We start from the raw sequence: 17,560 nt of genomic DNA, 5'->3' as shown, positions 1-17,560 counted from the left end.
TGTCAACCCTGAACTGACCTCCACCACGTTCTGAAGCTGCGGCGGGCCTCCTTCAGGCCACGCGCCGCTTCACGTTGACCCCTGAACATTCACCCCCCGAGGTTTGTCATGTCCTATCCCTCCCGCCCTCTGCGGGTTTATCTGGTTACCGAGACCGTCATGGCCGCTGCATTTGCCCTGGCCTACACGCTGCAGGGGCTGTATTTCGTTCAAACTGTGGGCCTCACGCCCTTTGAGCTGCTGTTGGTGGGCGCGGCGCTGGAACTCTCGACGTTTGTCCTAGAGGTGCCTACAGGCGTCCTGGCCGACGCCTTTTCGCGCAAGTGGTCGGTGGTCGTGGGCTGCGCGGCCCTGGGCGCGGCCATGCTGCTGGTGGGCTCATTTCCCGTGTTTGCGGTCATTCTGGCGGCGCAGGTGGTCAGCGCCGTGGGCTACACCTGCCTCAGCGGCGCCCAGGAAGCGTGGCTGGCCGATGAACTGGGCGAGGACCGCCTGGGCGGCGCTCTGCTGCTGGGCGGCCAGTATGCCCGCGTGGCGGGGGTGCTGGGCATCCTGGGCGCAGCGGGCCTGTCGGGTGTGGGCGGCCCCGCGCTCTGCATCGTGGTGGGCGGCGGCACAATGCTGGTCCTGGCGGCGTTTCTGGCGCGCGCCATGCCGGAAGAGAAGTTTGCGCCTGCCGCTCCTGGCGAGCGCCATACCTGGGTTGGCCTGACGGCCCCGCTGGTTCAGGGCGCGCGCGAGGTGAGGGGCCGCCTGGTCCTGATCCTGCTGATTGTGGCGGCGGCCCTGTACGGCGCCAGCACTGAAGCTCTGGACCGGCTGAACGAGTTCTTGCTGCTGCGCGAAACCGGGTTGCCTGGGGGCCTGAGCGCGCAGGGCTGGTTTATTGCCCTGGCGCTGGTGGGTTCTGGGCTAGGCTGGGCCGTGCTAGAACCGCTGCGCCGCCGTCTGGACCTGAGCCGGCCCGCACAGGTGGCGCGTACCCTGCGCGTGGTCCTGGGGCTGAGCGTGGCCGCGCTGCTGGCGTTTGCGCTGGCGCCCGGCTTTGGGTGGGCAGCGGGGGCGCTGCTGATTCATGGGGTGCTGCGCGGCCTGTACAGTCCTCTGTACGCCGCGTGGCTCAACCAGGGCTTGCCCCCTGGTTCGCGCGCCACCATCAATTCTTTCGCCTCGCAGGCCGACGCGCTGGGGCAGGTCAGCTGCGGGCCTCTGTTCGGGCTGGCCGGGAACCTGTGGCGGGTGCGCGCGGCGCTGGCCCTGGCTGCGTTCGTCCGTCTGCCCATCCTGCCGCTCCTGAGTCGCGCGGGCAAGGGAGACCTGCGGTGACGCCGCTGTTTGGGTTTCGCCTGCGCCCCCTGCCCGAGCTGCTTGAGCGGTGGACGGCAGGAGGGGCTGATCCATTGCCGTATCTGCGCGGCTGGTACTGGCTGACCGACGGCTGGTACTGGTTGAGGACACCGGCCGGCGACGTGCCCACCAACCACCCCGAGTTTGACTATGCTCTGGGGCAGCCCCCGGGCCCCGAGCCGCACCTGGACTATCTGGTCGCCCGCTTCTGGCTTGACCTGGAGGGGCTGCTGCCGCGGGTGCTGGAGCCTCTCCCTGCGGAATTGGCCGCCGCGCTGGCTTCCGGGGCATGGGACGCCTGGCACGCCCCGGTGTCGGCGTGGTGGCACGCCCTGCCCGACGACGATGAGCAGGCCAGCTGGGAACTCTGGTCAGCGGCCACCAGCTGGGCGAACGTGCGGGCGCTGGACATGGGCTATCTGGCGGCGCCGCCCCTCCTGCGCTTCTGGCGGGTGGGGGAGAACGTAAATGTCGCCTGGGACACCCGAGAACAGCGCGTGCAGGGCCACCTGTGCTGGACCGAAACCTGGGGCCAGCAGGCCATGAGTGTGGCGGCTTTCGCGGCAGAGGTCGAAGATTTTCGTGGGCGCCTAGACACCGCCATGACGGCCCGCGTGCAGGCTGTGGCCGCGCTGGGTCAGCTGGACGCGGCTGCCCTGACCTCGCTGGCGCAGCAGCGTCAGCTCACTCTTTTTCCTGAATCGGGGCTTCAAGACCCCACTGACTGGGGCGCGGTCTTGAGCGCCATTCGTCGCCTAGAGGAAGGGTCGGGAACTCCGCTGCTGGCTCTGTAGGCTCAGAGAGAAAGCCACAGCGGCCAAGAGTGCCTGAAAGAGAAAGCCGCCTCAACGGCCTGGAGGAGGGTCCTCGTCTCCAGTGTGAAACTGGCCGCTGCTGTCAGTAGCAGGCTCACTGCCGTGACCAGTAAAGTCACGCCGATCAGGGTATCCAGCACCCGCCACGCCTGCGGGCGGGCCATGATGGGCGCCAGGGTGCGCCCCGCCAGCGCCAGCGCGAAAAACCAGGCCCACGAGGCCAGAGCCGTGCCGCCCAGGAAGGCCAGGCGGCCCTCCCCGTCCAGGCCAGCGCTGGCCCCGCCCAGCAGGACCACAGTGTCGAGCAGGGCGTGGGGATTCAGCAGGCTGAAGCCCAGGGCCGTCCCCACAACCTGTCTGGGCGTGGCGGGGCTCGTCTCGTTCTCGCCTGCCGCCAATCCAGTCCCGCCACCGGCCCACGCTGACCGCAGCGCTTTCAGACCGTACCAACCGAGAAACGCAGCCCCCAGCAACGTGCCCAGCGTCACCAGAACCGGCACGCGGGCCAGCCAACTGCCCAGCCCCAGCACCCCAAGCGCAATCAGGAGGCTGTCGCACAGCGCGCAGGTGAGTGCCGAGAGCAGGGCGTGCCGCCGCGTCAGGCCGGCGCGCAGCACAAAGGCGTTTTGCGGGCCGATGGCGACAATCAGAGACAGGCCCAGCGTCAGGCCGCGCAGAAACGGAGGCACAGAGGCCAGGATAGAGAAGCGGCGGGGGCGTCGTGCGGACCACTGGCCTGCGTCTGGTCGCTGGCGCGGAGCTGCCGATTGGGCGTCCGTCTGGGGTTACCGCTCAGGAACGACAGGGGAAGTCCGTCAAGCCCTTGCGCATCCTGTTTAAGCGCACGATCAGCGGCTTCTGCCGACTCACTGGAAGAGGCTGAGCAGACACCATGCAGGAGTGGCAGAACCTGCACAGGCTGACCACGAAGCATTCCAACCGCCCTGAAGCTTCGCCGATTGCGCCTCCATCGTGGCGGCCAACAGCAGGGGCTCAGCAGGACCGATCACCGCCGAGCGTGAGGGGCATGGACATGCTTGCCACTCTTTGAAAGCAGGCTCTCAGGCGATCTGCAAACTCCCCCTCTGCTCCTCGGACAACACACCTGCGCCATACCGCAAGACTCTGCCGTCCCTCTTTCTCTCCCCTAGCACCGCCCTCAGGCTGCCACAGACACCGTATCGCGGCCCGCCCGTTTGGCACGGTACAAGGCCTCATCGGCGCGGCGCAGGACGGTATCGGCGGTCTCGCCGGGCGCGGCCTGCGCCACCCCGCAGCTGATGGTCACCGTGCCCACCGGATCGTAGGGCGCGGCGCGCAGAGCCCCCTGCACCCGGTCGGCCACCAGCGCGGCGTCCTGGGCACTGCCCGCCACCAGAATCAGAAATTCTTCGCCGCCCCAGCGACCAGCGCGGTCATGCTGGCGCACTGTGCGCCGCAGCACCCGCGCCACATGTTGCAGGGTCTCGTCCCCGACGCTGTGGCCGTAAGTGTCATTCACCCGCTTGAAATGGTCCAGGTCAAACAGGACCACGCTCAGGAGGGGCGGTTGCGGCGCGCGCAGCCACAGATTCAGTTGCCGCCGGTTGGGCAGGCCAGTCAGGGCGTCCTGCCCCGCCAGGGTGGCCTCGTGGCGGGCGCCCACCAGCGCCTGTACATAGTGCTGAAGCAGCCGCTGTTGCAGCGTTAAAAAGGCGATGAAGGTGGCGTGGACCAGCGCCGTTTGCAGCAGCGTGTTGCCCAGCGCCGCTTTCATCGCTGGGTCGCTGCGCGGGCTGAGCATGAAGCCCAAGCCCACCAATAGCAGGCCGCCGAACTGCGCCAGGCTGACGCCCAGAGCCGGGCGGGTGGGCAGCACCAGAAAGGCAGCCAGATAGGTCACGGTCGTCCAGGGGGCGTAGCCGCCCAGGCCGTTGAAGGTGGGCGGGCTGTGCAGGGTCAGGTACAGCCGCACCACCGAGGCAACGACCTGAAGCAGCAATTCGGTCAGGCCAATCGCCAGAAAATGACGGGGGCGCCGCCACAGCCAGAGCGTCAGCGCCACGTCCTTGACGATGATGACAGCCAGGCCCAGGCGGTCCGCCGTGCTGAAATCTGGCCCTGTCTGCACCAGCAGCGTGAACGCACTGACGAAGATGCCGCAGGCCAGCAGCGTCAGCAGGCCGCCGCGCCGGTAGGCAAACTCGGCGGTGTCGGGTTCGGGCGGCGCCAGGAGGCGCTGGTAGTGGCGAAGCGGGCGGGTCACGCGGCCACCCGAGCAAGCTGACAGTGGGCACGCATGGGGTGAATCTAGCGGCCCGCACCTGACAGCACCCTCACCTCTGGTGAAGTAAATGAGCGGCCTAACGCTGGGCAGCTGAGGCGGCGCAGCGCTGGGAGCTTAAACACTTCATGAACGTTCCGTGCAAGTTTGGTCATCACCGTGGACTGGCTGACAATTCCCCGCACCTCCTATGCTGCGGGTCATGAAGAAGACCCTGCTTGGCCTGCTCGCCCTGACCGCTGTTTCAACTGCCGCCGCCGCAACCTCTGTGGGCGGCTCGGTGGGCTCGGGCGCCTCGCTGCACCTGCAAAACGACCTCACGCCGTCTTCGGCCATTCGCTACGGCCTGAACCTGACCGCCACCGGCTTTAACTTCAACCGGCTCTCGGTGGGCGGCAGCGTGGACTACCTGGCCGACTTTGGTCCCAGTGACGCCAGCCTGGGCGGCCTGAGCCCCTACTACGGCTTTGGTCTGGGCGCCGGCCTGTACCTCGGCACGGGCGGCGGCATCGTGCTGTACCCCCACGGCACGCTGGGCCTGCGCTACAACGTGACCGACCCTCTCAGCGTCTTCGTGGAAGGTGACCTGGGCCCCGCCGTGTACGTTGGCGGCGTCAGCAGCAGCGCCGTCGGCTTTGGCGGCACCGCTCGCATTGGCCTGAACTACCGCCTGCCCTAAGGGCAGGGACTGCGGGACGGGACCATGTGTGGTGGTCCCGTCCCGCTCCGTTGAAAGAATTCATCATCTCTGCTGACTCTTCTTCTTGCGGCGTATGCCACCGGAAGAGGATTTTTCTGTTGTTGGGATGGGTGACAAAGCCAGGATGGGGATGCACCTAGACGTGCAGTGCGCCCTGACTGGCGGCCACAGAGCGGCCTGACGACGGGCCGAGGCGTCTGGACTATTTCGTACCACCCGCTCCCGAAGCCCCAGCAAGACAGAGCTGCCCTGCCTTTAAGGCGCCTGCTGCTGGACAGCCCGCTTGACCCCCTCGGGCACCCTTGATACGCTCTGTGCATAGCTATGCGGATTTAACGCATAACCATACATAGATGCAGACCCTGACCTCCCGACGCTAACCGACCGCCTGACTTCCGCAGAGAAGTCGGGCGGCGCGTGCGTGCCGGGCCACCTTGCATGACCTTCACACACACAGGAGACAATTCCCCTATGGCAAACGAGCAGCGGCAGAAAATCGTGCTGGCTTACAGCGGCGGCCTGGACACCAGCATCATCCTCAAGTGGCTCCAGACTGAGCGGAACTACGATGTGGTGGCCTTTACCGCCGATCTAGGCCAGGGCGATGAGGTCGAAGAAGCCCGCGTCAAGGCGCTGAATACGGGCGCCGTGGCGGCCTACGCATTGGACCTGCGTGAAGAGTTCGTGCGCGACTACGTGTTTCCTATGTTCCGCACCTCGGCGCTGTACGAGGGGTTTTACCTGCTGGGCACCTCGATTGCCCGCCCACTAATCGCCAAGAAGATGGTCGAGATTGCGCAGAAAGAAGGCGCTGTGGCCGTCTCGCACGGGGCCACCGGCAAGGGCAATGATCAGGTGCGTTTTGAGATGACGGCCTACGCCCTGCAGCCTGACATCGTGACGGTAGCGCCCTGGCGCGACTGGACTTTCCAGGGGCGCGCTGACCTGGAAGCCTTTGCCCATGAGCACGGCATTCCGGTCCCCACCACCAAGAAAGACCCCTGGTCCACCGACGCCAACCTCCTGCATATTTCCTATGAAGGCGGCATTCTGGAAGACCCCTGGGCCGAGCCGCCCGCGCATATGTTTAAGCTGACGGCCGACCCTCAGCAGGCCCCCGACGAGCCCGAATACGTGGAAGTAACGTTTGAAGCGGGCAATCCCGTCAGCATCAACAGTGAGGCGCTGTCACCCGCCGCCCTGCTGGCCAAGGCCAACGAACTGGGGGGCAAGCACGGCGTGGGCCGCCTGGACCTCGTGGAAAACCGCTTTGTGGGCATGAAGTCGCGTGGCGTGTATGAAACGCCCGGCGGCACGCTGCTGTACCACGCCCGCCGCGCCGTGGAAAGCCTGACCCTGGACCGCGAGGTGCTGCACCAGCGCGATCAGCTGAGCCCCAAGTACGCCGAACTGGTCTACAACGGCTTCTGGTTTGCCCCCGAGCGCGAGGCCCTGCAGGTGTACTTTGACCACGTTGCCGCCAGCGTCACCGGCACCGCGCGCCTGAAGCTGTACAAGGGCAACTGCACCGTCGTGGGTCGCAAGGCGCCGCAGAGTCTGTACGACAAGGATCTGGTTTCGTTTGAAGCGGGCGGCGACTACAACCAGCACGACGCCGGTGCATTCATCAAGCTGAACGCCCTGAGGATGCGGGTGCAGGCCCGTGTGGCCGCCAAGGCCGAGCAGCCAGAGCAGGAATCCGCGCAGGTGTAAGGGGTGGCGCAGCCTGTTTCTTCTCTCCGGCGCGCTGTACCGGACGACGCCCCGGTGATTGCCGCTCACCGCGCCCAGATGTTTACCGACATGGGCGACCTGACGCCTGAGGAAGCGCAGGCCCAGGTGGACCTGTGGACCGGCTGGCTGCGCGGCGTGCTGGCGTCGGGTGACTACGTGGGCTTTGTGGCCGAGGAGACGGGTAGACCGCTGGGCAGCGCGGGGCTGATGTTTCATCCCAAGGCGCCGACCACAGATGAGCCAGCCACCGTGCGGGCCTACGTGCTGAATGTCTACGTGGCCCCCCAGCGGCGCCGTCAGGGGTTGGCTGAGGCCCTGATGCGCGCTGTGCTGGCCGAAGTGCAGGCGCGGGGCCTGAGAAGTGTGTCGCTGCACGCGTCAGCTCAGGGCCGCGCCATCTATGAGCGTTTGGGCTTCGCCGAGGTGGCCCATCCCGAACTGCGCCTGACACTGGGAGACGCGCTGTGAGTGTGCGGCCTGTCGGTCCCAGCGACATCCCTGCCTTTCACGCCGTCATGATGGCCGCCGGGATGGACCCCCGCAGCAGCTGGAACCGCACCACCCCTGCAGACCTGGAGCGGTCACTGTTCTCGCCGGGCGCTGGGGGGTTTCTAGCTTACGGCGAGGGTGAAGAGGTGCTGGGGTGTGTGGGCTACCGCCCCGACGGCGAGGCCACCCTGACCCTGAACAAACTGGCGACCCGCCCAGGGTCACGCGGGCAGGGCGTGGGGCGCCGCCTCGTGCGTGAGGTCGAACACGCCGCCCGGATAGGCGGCTACGAACGGGTGCTGCTGGCCGTCAGCCAGTACAACCTGGAGGTGCTGCCGTTTTACGAGAGGTTGGGCTACAGGTCGGTGGATGAGCGGTACGCCCACGCTCACCCGGCCAGCCCGCCGCCCGTGGTGCTGGTGAAGGAGCTAGCTGATGTCTGAATTACATTCACGCGAAAGTCAGACCCTTCTTGATAGAGTCAAGAGTGATTTAATAAAACTTCGCTATTCGCGCTCACTGCCCGAAAGAAAAGAACTAGCTTCCAAGGCATACAGTGCACGCCAGATGTATGTCGATTCGGGTGGAAGAAATTGGATTGCGTGGCTAAAAGATGCTGGATTCTCGCATGGATCTGCCGTCAATTACTGTTACGCTGGTCGTGCAATTCATGAGGGGTTTGATAATCAAAGCTTCACTGTTCTTGTTGGTATCGGTCGTGATCTAGAGACTGGTACTGCTAGAGAAGAAATTGATGTGCTCAACTATATTGCTGAGGAATTTGTCCCCTTTGAAGAGCAGTCTCCAGCGCTAGAGACTGCTCTTGAGCCTCCTGTAGACAAAAAGCTCTGGGGTGGCCGCTTTGCCGAGGCCACCGACGGCCTAGTCGAACTCTTCAACGCTTCCGTTGGTTTCGATCAGCGGCTGGCCGAGCAGGATATTCAGGGGTCGCTGGCCCATGTGGCGATGCTGGGCCAGGTTGGCATCCTGAGTGCCGAAGAAGTGACGCAGGTTGCGGACGGGCTGCACGACGTTCTGGCCGATATTCGCGCCGGCACCTTCCAGTGGCGGCTGGACCGCGAAGACGTGCATATGAATGTGGAAGCCGCGCTGCGTGACCGCATCGGGCCGGTGGCGGGCAAACTGCACACTGCGCGCAGCCGCAACGATCAGGTGGCGGTGGATTTCCGCCTCTTCACCAAAGCTGCGGCCCTGGACCTGGCCGACAAGACGCGGGCCCTGCGGACAGTAATGCTCGCAGAGGCCGAGAAGCATCTTGCCGCCGAGGTCATCCTGCCCGGCTACACCCACCTGCAGGTCGCGCAGCCCATCCTGCTCTCGCACTGGTTCATGGCCTACGTGGCGATGCTGGAACGCGACGAGGGCCGCTTCCGGGACGCTGCCGCGCGCATGGACGAGTCGCCACTGGGCTCCTCGGCGCTGGCGGGCACACCCTGGCCTATTGACCGCCACGCGACCGCCGCCGCGCTGGGCTTCGCGCGTCCTACGGCCAACAGCCTGGACGGCGTGGGCAGCCGTGACTTTGCGATGGAGTTTCTGAGCGCGGGCGCCATTCTAGGCGCACACCTCTCGCGCCTCTCGGAAGAACTGATTCTGTATTCCACCTTCGAATTTGGCTTTCTGACGCTGCCCGATTCTCATACCACCGGCTCCAGTATCATGCCGCAGAAGAAAAACCCGGATGTCTCCGAGCTGGCGCGCGGCAAGGCCGGTCGCCTCTTTGGGAATCTGATGGGTCTGCTGACGGTCGTCAAGGGCACGCCCCTGGCCTATAACAAAGACCTGCAGGAAGACAAGGAGGGCGTGTTCGACAGTTACGACACCCTCAGCATCGTCTTGCGGCTGTACGCCGACATGCTGCCCAAAACGGTGTGGCACGCCGAGGTGACGAAGGCGGCGGCGGCGCGCGGCTATTCCACCGCGACCGACGTGGCCGACTTTCTGGCGCGGCAGGGCGTGCCGTTCCGCGAAGCGCATGAGGTGGTGGGCGGCCTGGTGGGCATAGCCAGCCGTTCGGGCCGCCAACTGTGGGACCTGACCGAGGCTGAACTGCGCGCCGCCCACCCGCTGCTGGGGGCCGAGGTGGCGCAGGCCCTGACCGTTGAACAAAGCGTGCGGGGTCGCCAGAGCCACGGCGGCACGGCGCCGGAACGAGTGGCTGAAGCCATCGCGGCCGCCCGGCAGGCGCTGGAAGGCTGAAGGCATGGACGTGACCGTGACCCTGGACGGCACCCTGCTGGCGGCGCGGCAGCAGGAGTGGGCCGCGCATCTGGCCGCGCCGCATCAGAATCCGCTGGCCACACGCGCCGAATTTGCCGGGGGCGAGGTGCTGCTGGAGAACGAGCTGTGCGTCTATACCCAGGACGCGCGCTACGCCGAGGGGCTGCCGTTTTCGGGCCTGATCGTCCCCCGGCGGCCCTGTGAGACGGTGTTTGACCTCACACCAGAGGAAGCCGCCGCCACCCACGCTCTGCTGGCTGAGGTCCGGGCGTATCTGGACGCCACAGTGCAGCCGGACGGGTACACCGTGGGCTGGAACGTCTTCCCGGTCGGCGGGCAGCACATTCCCCACGTTCACCTGCATGTGATTCCGCGCTGGGCCACGGACGCGTCGGCGGGGGCGGGGGTGCGCTCCTTCCTGAAAGCGGCGGCCCGGGCGGACCAGACGCGACGACGATGACCGCCGGTCCTGTTCGCCGTCACTCGCCCCCTGCCTTTTCCCGGAGCCCTTCATGACCTTAACTGACATGCACGTCAAACTGCGCCAGGCGCAGCCCGAAGACTTTTCCACCATTCTCGACCTGCTTGCGCGCTGCGGCCTTCACACAGCCAGCGTGACCCCGCAAGGCAGCACCTACTGGATTGCCGAGCTGGACGGCGTGCCCGGCGGCTGTATTGGTCTGGAACACGGCGAAGGCGTGTCCCTGGTCCGGTCCACCGCTGTCCTGCCGGACGCCCGCTCGCAGGGGTTGGGCCGCGCGCTGGTGCGCAGTGCCCTGACCCACGCCACCCTGCGCGGCGACCGCAGCGTGTACCTGTTTAGCGAGGAAGCGGGCGATTACTGGCGCCGCTTTGGCTTCGTGCCGGTGACGGCGGCCGAAATCAGCGCGGCGCTGCCGGACGCGCCCCAGGTACACAGCGGCCTAACGCGCGGCTGGATTGCCGATGAGCAGGCCTGGCGGCTGGATGTGCAGCCCCAGGAGGGCCAGCGCGGGGGAGGGGAGAGGGGGTGAAGCCAGACCGGCACCGCTTCCAGGGGCTCTTGCGCTATGCTGCCGCCACGCACAACCTGTCCCGACTGGTGGTCACCGTGACCCCACGCCCCCTGCCATTTCAAGGAGTCTTCCATGACCGATTCTGTGCAGATTCGCCTGGCCAGCCCCACCGACAAAGACACTGTGACCCGCGTGTTCCACGATGCGGGCCTGGACACCGACGCCGCGCTGGCCGAAGGCACGACCTACTGGGTGATGGAACGCGGCGGCCAGCCGGTGGGCGCCATCGGCCTGGAGCACGGCGACGGGGCCTCGCTACTGCGCGGAGCGGCCGTCTTGCCCGATGTGCGGGGCGGCGGCCTGGGCCGGCGGCTGGTCATGAGCGCCCTGGAGTACGCCCAGGGCCGCGGCGACCGCACGGTTTACCTGTTTTCCAAGAGCGGCGACTGGAGCAACTTTGGCTTTCAACAGGTGCCGCTGGCCGTCGTGATGGGCGACCTGCCCGACGCGCCCCAGATTCAGGCCTACCGCGCGCGCGGCGAGCGCCCCGGCGGCACCACCTGGATGCGCACGCTGGGCTAAGCACAGCAGCGTGGGGTGCGGCGAAGGCCGGGCCCGCGTCCCGCCTACCTCCTGAGGGCACCCCATGACCCTCGCCCTCGATTCCATCGCCGTTCCGGACCTGCATCCGGAAGCGCCACTGTCAACGCGCAAAGCCAAGCTCTCGGACATTGAGGCCATTCACGAACTGATCGGGTACTGGGCCGCGCGGGGGCTGATGCTGGTGCGCTCGCGCGCGCTGCTGGCCGAGACGATTCGGGACTTCCACCTGGTGATGGCGGCGCCGCATGAGGACAAGCCGGGGGGGCTGGCCGGGGTCTGCGGGCTGCATCTTCTGGCCCCAGACCTGGCCGAGGTGCGCGGCCTGGCCATTCACCCCCACATGCAGGGGCGGGGCCTGGGCAAGCAACTGGTAGAAGCCTGCGAGGCCGAGGCCCGCGCGATTGACCTGCCCGCGCTGTTTGCCTGGACCTACCAGCAGGGCTTTTTCGAGAAATGCGGCTTTGTCCGAATTGACAAGACCAACCTCCACCCCAAGGTCTGGAGCGAATGCCAGCGCTGCGCGTTCTTCGAGAACTGCAACGAAATCGCCATGTTCAGGACCCTGACATGAAGCGGCATCTTCGGCCCCTAGTGGCTGACCGGGCGGATAGGATGCAGGGGATGACACGCTTCCTGACTGCCGCGTCCCTCCTGACCCTCAGCCTGGCCGGGGCCGCCTCTGCCCAGAGCGCCCAGAAGCCGCTGGCGACCTCGCTGCCCGCCGGCGCGCTGCTGACGCTGGAAACGAAAAACGCTGCGCCCGCCCTGAAGCGCTTCGGCGGGGTGCTGACACGCGTGCTGGACGCCGTTCAGCTGGACGAAGAAGACAGCCCCGCCGCCATGCTGGACGGTGTGCAGGCCCTCCTGACCGACTTCCTGGGCCGCGAGGGCGTGGCGGGCGTGTTTGCCGTGCAGGAACAACGCAACACCTTTACCCCAGAGCTGCTGGCCGTGGCGCGGGCCGGTGAACTGTCACGCGAGATGCTGGGCAGCAAGAAGCCGGGTGCGCGCGTGGGCAACTACACCTTCTCGCGCCAGGGCGACCTGTTCGCGGGGCAGTCGGGCGGCCTGGTGTACGTGTCGACCAACAAGGCCCTGCTGATGTCCTACCTGGGGCGCCTGAGCGGCAAGGCGGCGCCCACGCTGGCCACGTCGGCGGCTTACGCGGCAGTCAGCCGCGCGGCGGGCACCAATGAATTTGGGCTGTACGCCAACTTCTCGGCCACCGCCAAGGTCATCCGTTCCTCGCTGACCCAGGTCTTTTTGCCGCGTCTGCTCTCGCCCGTCGTGGACGCCATTGACACCCTGGGCCAGGTGGCCGGGGGCCTGACCACCACCGCCAGCGGCCTGACCACCACCTCCGCGCAGGCGGTGAACACGGCCGGCAAGGACGCCCCGCTGCGGCGCATCCTGACCGCCACCACCGACTTCGGCGTGCAGGACATCATTCCGGCCAACGTAGAAGCCGTTCAAGCCAGCGCCTGCGCCCCCGAGTCGGGCGCGTACCTGGGCCGCTGGCTGACCCGCATTGACCTCCTGGAGCCCTTTGGGTTCCTGACCGACAGCCAGCTGGCCAGCCACCTGGAACGTTCGGGGGCGTACCTGGGCGGCGAGTGCGCGCAGGTCACCCTGGCCGGCGGGACCAAGGCCAGCCTGAATCAGGAAGACCCCCTGGCCTCGCTGGCGGCCAGCGTGTCCTACCAGCGCGTCACCGACCAGGCGGCCGCCGAAGCCCACCTGCCCGAGTACGCGGCCAGCGTGAACTCGGCCATTCAGGGCGTGCGGGCCACCCTGAAAGAGACGCTGGGCGGTGCCATGAAGGGCGTCATGGACGGCGAGGACATGGACGCGCTGGGCGGCATGGGCATGGTGGGCCTGGGCGCCGCCATGCAGAGCATGGAACAGGTGGACACCCTGCTGGCCGGCCTGAAGATGGTCTACGGCTTCCGGGACGGCTACCTGATCACGGCGTTCAGTGACGAGGCGCTGCAGGCGGCCCTGGACGAGACCCCAGCCACCCTGGGCCAGAGTGCGGCCTTCCGGGCGGCGGGCCTGGACACCACCGCCTCGGCGGCCTTTGGCTATACCCCTGACCTGCCGGCCCTGACCGGCCAAGACCTGCTGGGCAGCCTGCCCGAAGACCTGCAAGACGAGGACCTCAACGAGTTTCTGGCGCCGGTCATGAACGCGGCGGCCGACGTGATCAACCGCTTTGACGGCATGACCTCACAGCGCGGCGTGTCGGGGAATGTCATCATCGGCAAGGCGAACGTGCGCTACCGCTGGTAAGCCCCGCCAGGGGACCACGGTGCTGCGCTGGCCCAGCCATGAAACGCGTCCAGCGAGGCGCGAATGGAGGACACACGCATGATTAGAAAAGAGCGGGCCATCCTGGCCCTGGAAGACGGCACCGTGTACCGCGGCTACGCCTTTGGACACCGCGGCGAGACCGTGGGCGAGGTGGTGTTTAACACCTCCATGACCGGGTATCAGGAAATCATGACCGACCCGTCTTACAACGGGCAGATCGTGACCATCACCTACCCGCATGTGGGCAATTACGGCGTGGCGATCTACGACATGGAGAGCAACAAGCCGTATGTGCGCGGCTTTATCTCGCGCGAGTTCTCGGGCGAGTATTCCAACCACCGCGCTCAGCAGTCACTAGAAGCCTTTATGCAGCAGTACGGGGTCGTGTCCATTCAGGGCATCGACACCCGCGCGCTGGTGCGGCGCCTGCGTGAGGGCGGCGTGGTCAAGGGCGTGATCGCCCACCGCTCCTTCACCCACCCGGAAGACGCCTACGGCGAGTTCACGCCCGCCGAGGAAGCCGTGTACGTGGGCCGTGCCCGTGACCACCAGGACATTGACGGGCACGACATGACCCGTGAAGTGACTACCGCCCTGCCCTACGCCTTTCCCACCCTGCGCCACGGCAAGCGCGTGGTCCTGATGGACTTTGGGATCAAGCACACCATCATCGAGCGGCTGGCCGAGGTGGGCATTGAGCCGATTGTGGTACCGGCCCACACCACCCCGGCGCAGATCATGGCCTTGCAGCCGCACGGCCTCTTCCTGTCCAACGGCCCCGGCGACCCGGCCCCCCTGGAGTACGCCCACAAGACCGCCTGGGAACTCATGGGCCTGCTGCCCACCTTCGGCATCTGCCTCGGGCACCAGATTCTGGGGCTGGCAGCGGGTGGCCGGACCTTCAAGATGAAGTTCGGGCACCGGGGCGGCAACCAGCCCGTGAAGAATCTCTTAACGGGAAATGTGGAAATCACGGCGCAGAACCACGGGTACGCCGTGGACATTGATTCCATCCCCAACGGCGCCTTCGTGCCCACCCACATCAACCTGAACGACGGCACGCTGGAAGGCATGGCACACAGCCGCTACCCGGTGTTTTCCGTGCAGTACCACCCCGAGGCCAGCCCCGGCCCGCACGACAGCCGCTACCTCTTTGACCGCTTTATAGAAGAGATTGACGCCTTCGATGGGGGCACTGGTACCCCCATTGCCAAAGCGTTGCCTGGGCGCCTAGGGGTTTGACAGCGGGGCACCCAGGCCGGGATGATAGCCTCGGACGGAGCGTGAGAAATCTCATAGTGACACCTGAGTCAGATATGAATCTGTCAGAGGTGAAGCCCAGAGGCTGCTCTCATTCTGTCCGACCGAGATACCCTCTGAGGCAATGAACCACCTGGCGCATCCGGGCGCTTATGTCAGGTGAGGAGCCAGTGGCGCGACCGACAGAACCTACGGGACTTTTTCCCAGGGCTGTCGGTCAATTTTTTGTGCCACTGGAGGTGCGCCGCTTTGAACCGCTCCCTGATCTCCATCCTGATGCTGGTCACGTTGCCTGTGGGCGGCGTGGCCGCTCAGACGTCGGTGGGGCAGCGCGTGGCCTTTACCCTGGCGCAGGACCTCGTGCAGCGCGTCGTCGTCAGCGGTAAGGCCACCGAGCAGATCGTGGAAAACCCCAAGACGGTGCAGCCCGGCGACGTGCTGCGCGAGCAGGTGACGCTGCGTAACGTCAGCGGCCAGCGCCTGAGCGGCCTGCTGGTCAACGTGCCGGTGCCCAGGGGCACTGAATTCAGTGTGCTGGGCACGCCCGACACCAGCCGCTGGACCGCGCAGTACAGCGTGGACGGCGGCAAGACCTTTAGCGCCGCGCCCCGCCGCACCGTCACCGTGACCGAAAACGGGAGGGCGGTCACCCGGCAGGAAAATGCCCCGCCCAGCAGCTACACCAACGTGCGCTGGACCGTCACCCTCAGCCCGGACGAGACGCTGAAGCTGAGCTTCCGCGTGAAAGTCAAATAAGCCTGCCCCTAATTCCCCCGGAGGAGAGACATGAAGAAGACCTGGACGTTTGTACCCCTGATTGCCGCGCTGGCCGCTGGCACCGCCTTCGCCGTCACGCCGGCCGGCACCCAGATTGTCAACCAGGCGTCTATCGAGTTCACGCCTGAAGGCAGCAACACGCCCACCGACGTGCCCTCCAACCCGGTTACCACCACCGTGCTGCCGGTGCCCAGCTTTACCATTACCCCCAACGACGAGGGCCCGGCAGGCCCGACCTTCCCCACTCAGAACAACGCCCTGCGCGCCACGCTGGTGCCGGGGGGCACGGCTGTGTTCCTGTACACGCTGACGAACACTGGCAACGTGCCCAACGAGAACTACGCGCTGACCACCCTGACGGCCAGCACGGCGGGCGCGCCCCTGCCCACCGACGTGCGCTACTACGCCAAGGCCGCCGACACCAACAGCGACAACACGCTGGACGCCGCCGAACTGGCCGCCGCCACGCCGATCACCACCATCACGGACGTGGACCAGAACCAGGCCAAGCAGTTCTTCCAGGTGTACACGGTGCCGGCGGCGGCCACCAACACCCAGGAGCTGGGCGCCGACCCGGTGGGCACGCGCCTGCCCAACACCACGGGCACGGGCTTTGAGCCCGCCGCGCCGTTCACGCAGCCCGTGGACAACGACAACTACAACACCGTTACCGTGAACCGCAATGACGCCGCGCTGATTGGCCCGAAAGACGACGCCGACGGCAACGGCAACCCACTGACCCCGCCCTACGCCAGCCCCGAGGGCGTCACGATTACGCCCAGCGCTGCCGACACCCAGACCGCGCAGGCCGTCAGCACCACCACGACCATCACCTTTACCAACACGGTGCAAAACGGCGGCAACCGCCCCGACGTGCTGGACATCACCTACGCCCAGGCGGGGTTCCCGGCCGGCACCACCGTGACGCTGCTCAAGCCTGACGGCACGGCCCTGGCCGACACCGACAGCGACGGCACGCCCGACGTGGGCACGGTCGCCCCCGGCGGCACCGCCAACGTGCTGGTGCGCGTGACCTTCCCGGCCGGCGGCGCGCCGGCAGCCCCAGCGGCGGCCCCCACCGTCACGGTCACCACCACCTCCTCCAACGATCCCAGCAAGAAAGACGACACCCGCGACATCGTGAACCTGCCGGGCCTGTCGTTCGGTAACCCCACGCCCACCCCTGGCGGCAACCCGGCCACCCCCGGCACCCCCGAAGTGGGGCAGCCTGGCAACCCCGGCACTCCTATCATTCCGCCGGCCGTGTGCGACAACACCACCGCGCCCACGCGCGCCAGCATTGCGATGGAAATCGCCAACCTGGGCAGCGCGACCGACACCTTTGACGTGAGAGGCACCGCGCCTATCCGGCTGGTGGACGGCAGCACCATAACCGTGAATGTGGTGTACTTCCGTGACGTGAACGGCAACAAGGTGCTGGACGCCGGCGACGTGGCCCTGACCGACACCAACACCAACGGTGTGGCCGACACCGGCCCGCTGGCCCCCGGCGCCGAGCTGAAACTGGTGGCCGCCGTGGACGTGCCCTGCGCCGCCGCTGCCCAGATCATCACCCTGACCCAGCGCGCGACCTCGCCCACGACCGGCGTGACGGTGCCCGACACCAACGACACCATCGTGGTGGGCAAGACCCCGGTGACGGCGCCCACCAAGTCGGTGGACAAGGCCACTGCCCGTCCCGGCGAGGACCTGACCTACACCATCATCGGCAAGAACAGCTCCAACGCCAACGTGACCCGCGCGTTTATCCGCGACACGCTGCCCGCCAACACCACCTATAAGAGCTTTACCGCCACCAGCACGGCCACCGGCACCGTGCTGTACTCGACCAACGGCACCAACTGGAGCGCCGCGCCCATCGCCGCGCCTCAGAACGACGGCGTGACCGTCTACGCCGGCGTGGACACCAACGGCAACGGCACGATTGACACCGGCGACATCCTGGCCCCCGGCCAGACCATCACCGCCACCTTCGTCGTCACCGTCAAGTAAGCCTTCCCAGGCG

Annotated in this window: 17 protein-coding genes; 15 read left to right on the top strand and 2 right to left on the bottom strand. The window is 66.7% G+C overall.

Features of this window, described 5'->3' with window-relative positions:
* The first annotated feature begins 108 nt into the window (after positions 1-108).
* Positions 109-1,326: an MFS transporter gene (locus GO986_RS12940; RefSeq protein ID WP_157459720.1), complete on the top strand. Its 1,218-nt coding sequence runs from the start codon at positions 109-111 to the stop codon at positions 1,324-1,326.
* The gene (locus GO986_RS12935; protein WP_157459719.1) at positions 1,323-2,141 is read left to right on the top strand and encodes a DUF5984 family protein; all 819 of its coding nucleotides are present in this window, start codon (positions 1,323-1,325) and stop codon (positions 2,139-2,141) included. The genes GO986_RS12940 and GO986_RS12935 overlap by 4 nt, the downstream gene beginning before the upstream one ends.
* A gap of 2 nt (positions 2,142-2,143) precedes the next feature.
* Here GO986_RS12935 and GO986_RS12930 read toward each other — a convergent pair whose 3' ends face one another.
* Positions 2,144-2,851 carry a LysE/ArgO family amino acid transporter gene (locus tag GO986_RS12930; protein ID WP_369409351.1) on the bottom strand — a complete coding sequence of 236 codons (708 nt, stop codon included), beginning with the start codon at positions 2,849-2,851 and terminating at the stop codon, positions 2,144-2,146.
* 470 nt (positions 2,852-3,321) lie between these two features.
* The gene (locus GO986_RS23465; RefSeq protein WP_157459717.1) at positions 3,322-4,407 is read right to left on the bottom strand and encodes a GGDEF domain-containing protein; all 1,086 of its coding nucleotides are present in this window, start codon (positions 4,405-4,407) and stop codon (positions 3,322-3,324) included.
* Between the two features lie 220 nt (positions 4,408-4,627).
* Between GO986_RS23465 and GO986_RS12920 the strand changes: the two genes are divergently transcribed.
* The 13 genes from GO986_RS12920 (at position 4,628) to GO986_RS12860 (ending at position 17,547) form a co-directional block, all read left to right on the top strand.
* Positions 4,628-5,104, top strand: coding sequence for a hypothetical protein (locus GO986_RS12920; RefSeq protein WP_157459716.1), 477 nt, complete (start codon positions 4,628-4,630; stop codon positions 5,102-5,104).
* A gap of 492 nt (positions 5,105-5,596) precedes the next feature.
* Positions 5,597-6,838: an argininosuccinate synthase gene (locus tag GO986_RS12915; RefSeq protein ID WP_157459715.1), complete on the top strand. Its 1,242-nt coding sequence runs from the start codon at positions 5,597-5,599 to the stop codon at positions 6,836-6,838.
* Between the two features lie 3 nt (positions 6,839-6,841).
* Positions 6,842-7,327, top strand: a complete 486-nt coding sequence (locus GO986_RS12910; protein ID WP_157459714.1) for a GNAT family N-acetyltransferase — start codon at positions 6,842-6,844, stop codon at positions 7,325-7,327.
* The gene (locus GO986_RS12905) at positions 7,324-7,791 is read left to right on the top strand and encodes a GNAT family N-acetyltransferase (protein ID WP_369409350.1); all 468 of its coding nucleotides are present in this window, start codon (positions 7,324-7,326) and stop codon (positions 7,789-7,791) included. Before GO986_RS12910 ends, GO986_RS12905 begins: the two co-directional genes overlap by 4 nt.
* Positions 7,792-8,104: 313 nt before the next feature.
* Positions 8,105-9,568, top strand: a complete 1,464-nt coding sequence (gene argH, locus GO986_RS12900) for an argininosuccinate lyase (RefSeq protein WP_369409349.1) — start codon at positions 8,105-8,107, stop codon at positions 9,566-9,568.
* Between the two features lie 4 nt (positions 9,569-9,572).
* Entirely contained in the window at positions 9,573-10,049 is a 477-nt protein-coding gene (locus tag GO986_RS12895) for an HIT family protein (protein ID WP_157459713.1), read from the top strand.
* 52 nt (positions 10,050-10,101) lie between these two features.
* On the top strand, positions 10,102-10,602 hold the full coding sequence (locus GO986_RS12890) for a GNAT family N-acetyltransferase (protein ID WP_157459712.1): 501 nt from the start codon (positions 10,102-10,104) through the stop codon (positions 10,600-10,602).
* Between the two features lie 114 nt (positions 10,603-10,716).
* Positions 10,717-11,166, top strand: a complete 450-nt coding sequence (locus tag GO986_RS12885) for a GNAT family N-acetyltransferase (protein ID WP_157459711.1) — start codon at positions 10,717-10,719, stop codon at positions 11,164-11,166.
* A 64-nt stretch (positions 11,167-11,230) separates the two neighbouring features.
* The gene (locus GO986_RS12880; protein ID WP_157459710.1) at positions 11,231-11,758 is read left to right on the top strand and encodes an N-acetyltransferase; all 528 of its coding nucleotides are present in this window, start codon (positions 11,231-11,233) and stop codon (positions 11,756-11,758) included.
* A 50-nt stretch (positions 11,759-11,808) separates the two neighbouring features.
* Positions 11,809-13,476 (top strand): hypothetical protein, encoded by a 1,668-nt coding sequence (locus tag GO986_RS12875; RefSeq protein WP_157459709.1) that lies wholly within the window; start codon positions 11,809-11,811, stop codon positions 13,474-13,476.
* A gap of 78 nt (positions 13,477-13,554) precedes the next feature.
* The gene (carA, locus tag GO986_RS12870; RefSeq protein ID WP_157459708.1) at positions 13,555-14,739 is read left to right on the top strand and encodes a glutamine-hydrolyzing carbamoyl-phosphate synthase small subunit; all 1,185 of its coding nucleotides are present in this window, start codon (positions 13,555-13,557) and stop codon (positions 14,737-14,739) included.
* Positions 14,740-15,006: 267 nt separating this feature from the next.
* Positions 15,007-15,513 carry a hypothetical protein gene (locus GO986_RS12865; protein WP_157459707.1) on the top strand — a complete coding sequence of 169 codons (507 nt, stop codon included), beginning with the start codon at positions 15,007-15,009 and terminating at the stop codon, positions 15,511-15,513.
* Between the two features lie 30 nt (positions 15,514-15,543).
* The gene (locus GO986_RS12860; protein ID WP_157459706.1) at positions 15,544-17,547 is read left to right on the top strand and encodes a DUF11 domain-containing protein; all 2,004 of its coding nucleotides are present in this window, start codon (positions 15,544-15,546) and stop codon (positions 17,545-17,547) included.
* Positions 17,548-17,560: the final 13 nt, after the last annotated feature.

Source organism: Deinococcus arboris (assembly GCF_009755355.1).
In the GTDB taxonomy this organism is placed as follows: Bacteria; Deinococcota; Deinococci; order Deinococcales; family Deinococcaceae; genus Deinococcus; species Deinococcus betulae.
Note: the sequence above shows the minus strand (reverse complement) of the source record. Positions and strands in the feature narration are given on the sequence as shown.

Coding starts and splice junctions, on each gene's coding strand:
- GO986_RS12940 (WP_157459720.1), top strand. CDS start 109: ATGTCCTATCCCTCCCGCCCTCTGCGGGTTTATCTGGTTACCGAGACC.
- GO986_RS12920 (WP_157459716.1), top strand. CDS start 4,628: ATGAAGAAGACCCTGCTTGGCCTGCTCGCCCTGACCGCTGTTTCAACT.
- GO986_RS12915 (WP_157459715.1), top strand. CDS start 5,597: ATGGCAAACGAGCAGCGGCAGAAAATCGTGCTGGCTTACAGCGGCGGC.
- GO986_RS12895 (WP_157459713.1), top strand. CDS start 9,573: ATGGACGTGACCGTGACCCTGGACGGCACCCTGCTGGCGGCGCGGCAG.
- GO986_RS12890 (WP_157459712.1), top strand. CDS start 10,102: ATGACCTTAACTGACATGCACGTCAAACTGCGCCAGGCGCAGCCCGAA.
- GO986_RS12885 (WP_157459711.1), top strand. CDS start 10,717: ATGACCGATTCTGTGCAGATTCGCCTGGCCAGCCCCACCGACAAAGAC.
- GO986_RS12880 (WP_157459710.1), top strand. CDS start 11,231: ATGACCCTCGCCCTCGATTCCATCGCCGTTCCGGACCTGCATCCGGAA.
- GO986_RS12875 (WP_157459709.1), top strand. CDS start 11,809: ATGACACGCTTCCTGACTGCCGCGTCCCTCCTGACCCTCAGCCTGGCC.
- carA (WP_157459708.1), top strand. CDS start 13,555: ATGATTAGAAAAGAGCGGGCCATCCTGGCCCTGGAAGACGGCACCGTG.
- GO986_RS12860 (WP_157459706.1), top strand. CDS start 15,544: ATGAAGAAGACCTGGACGTTTGTACCCCTGATTGCCGCGCTGGCCGCT.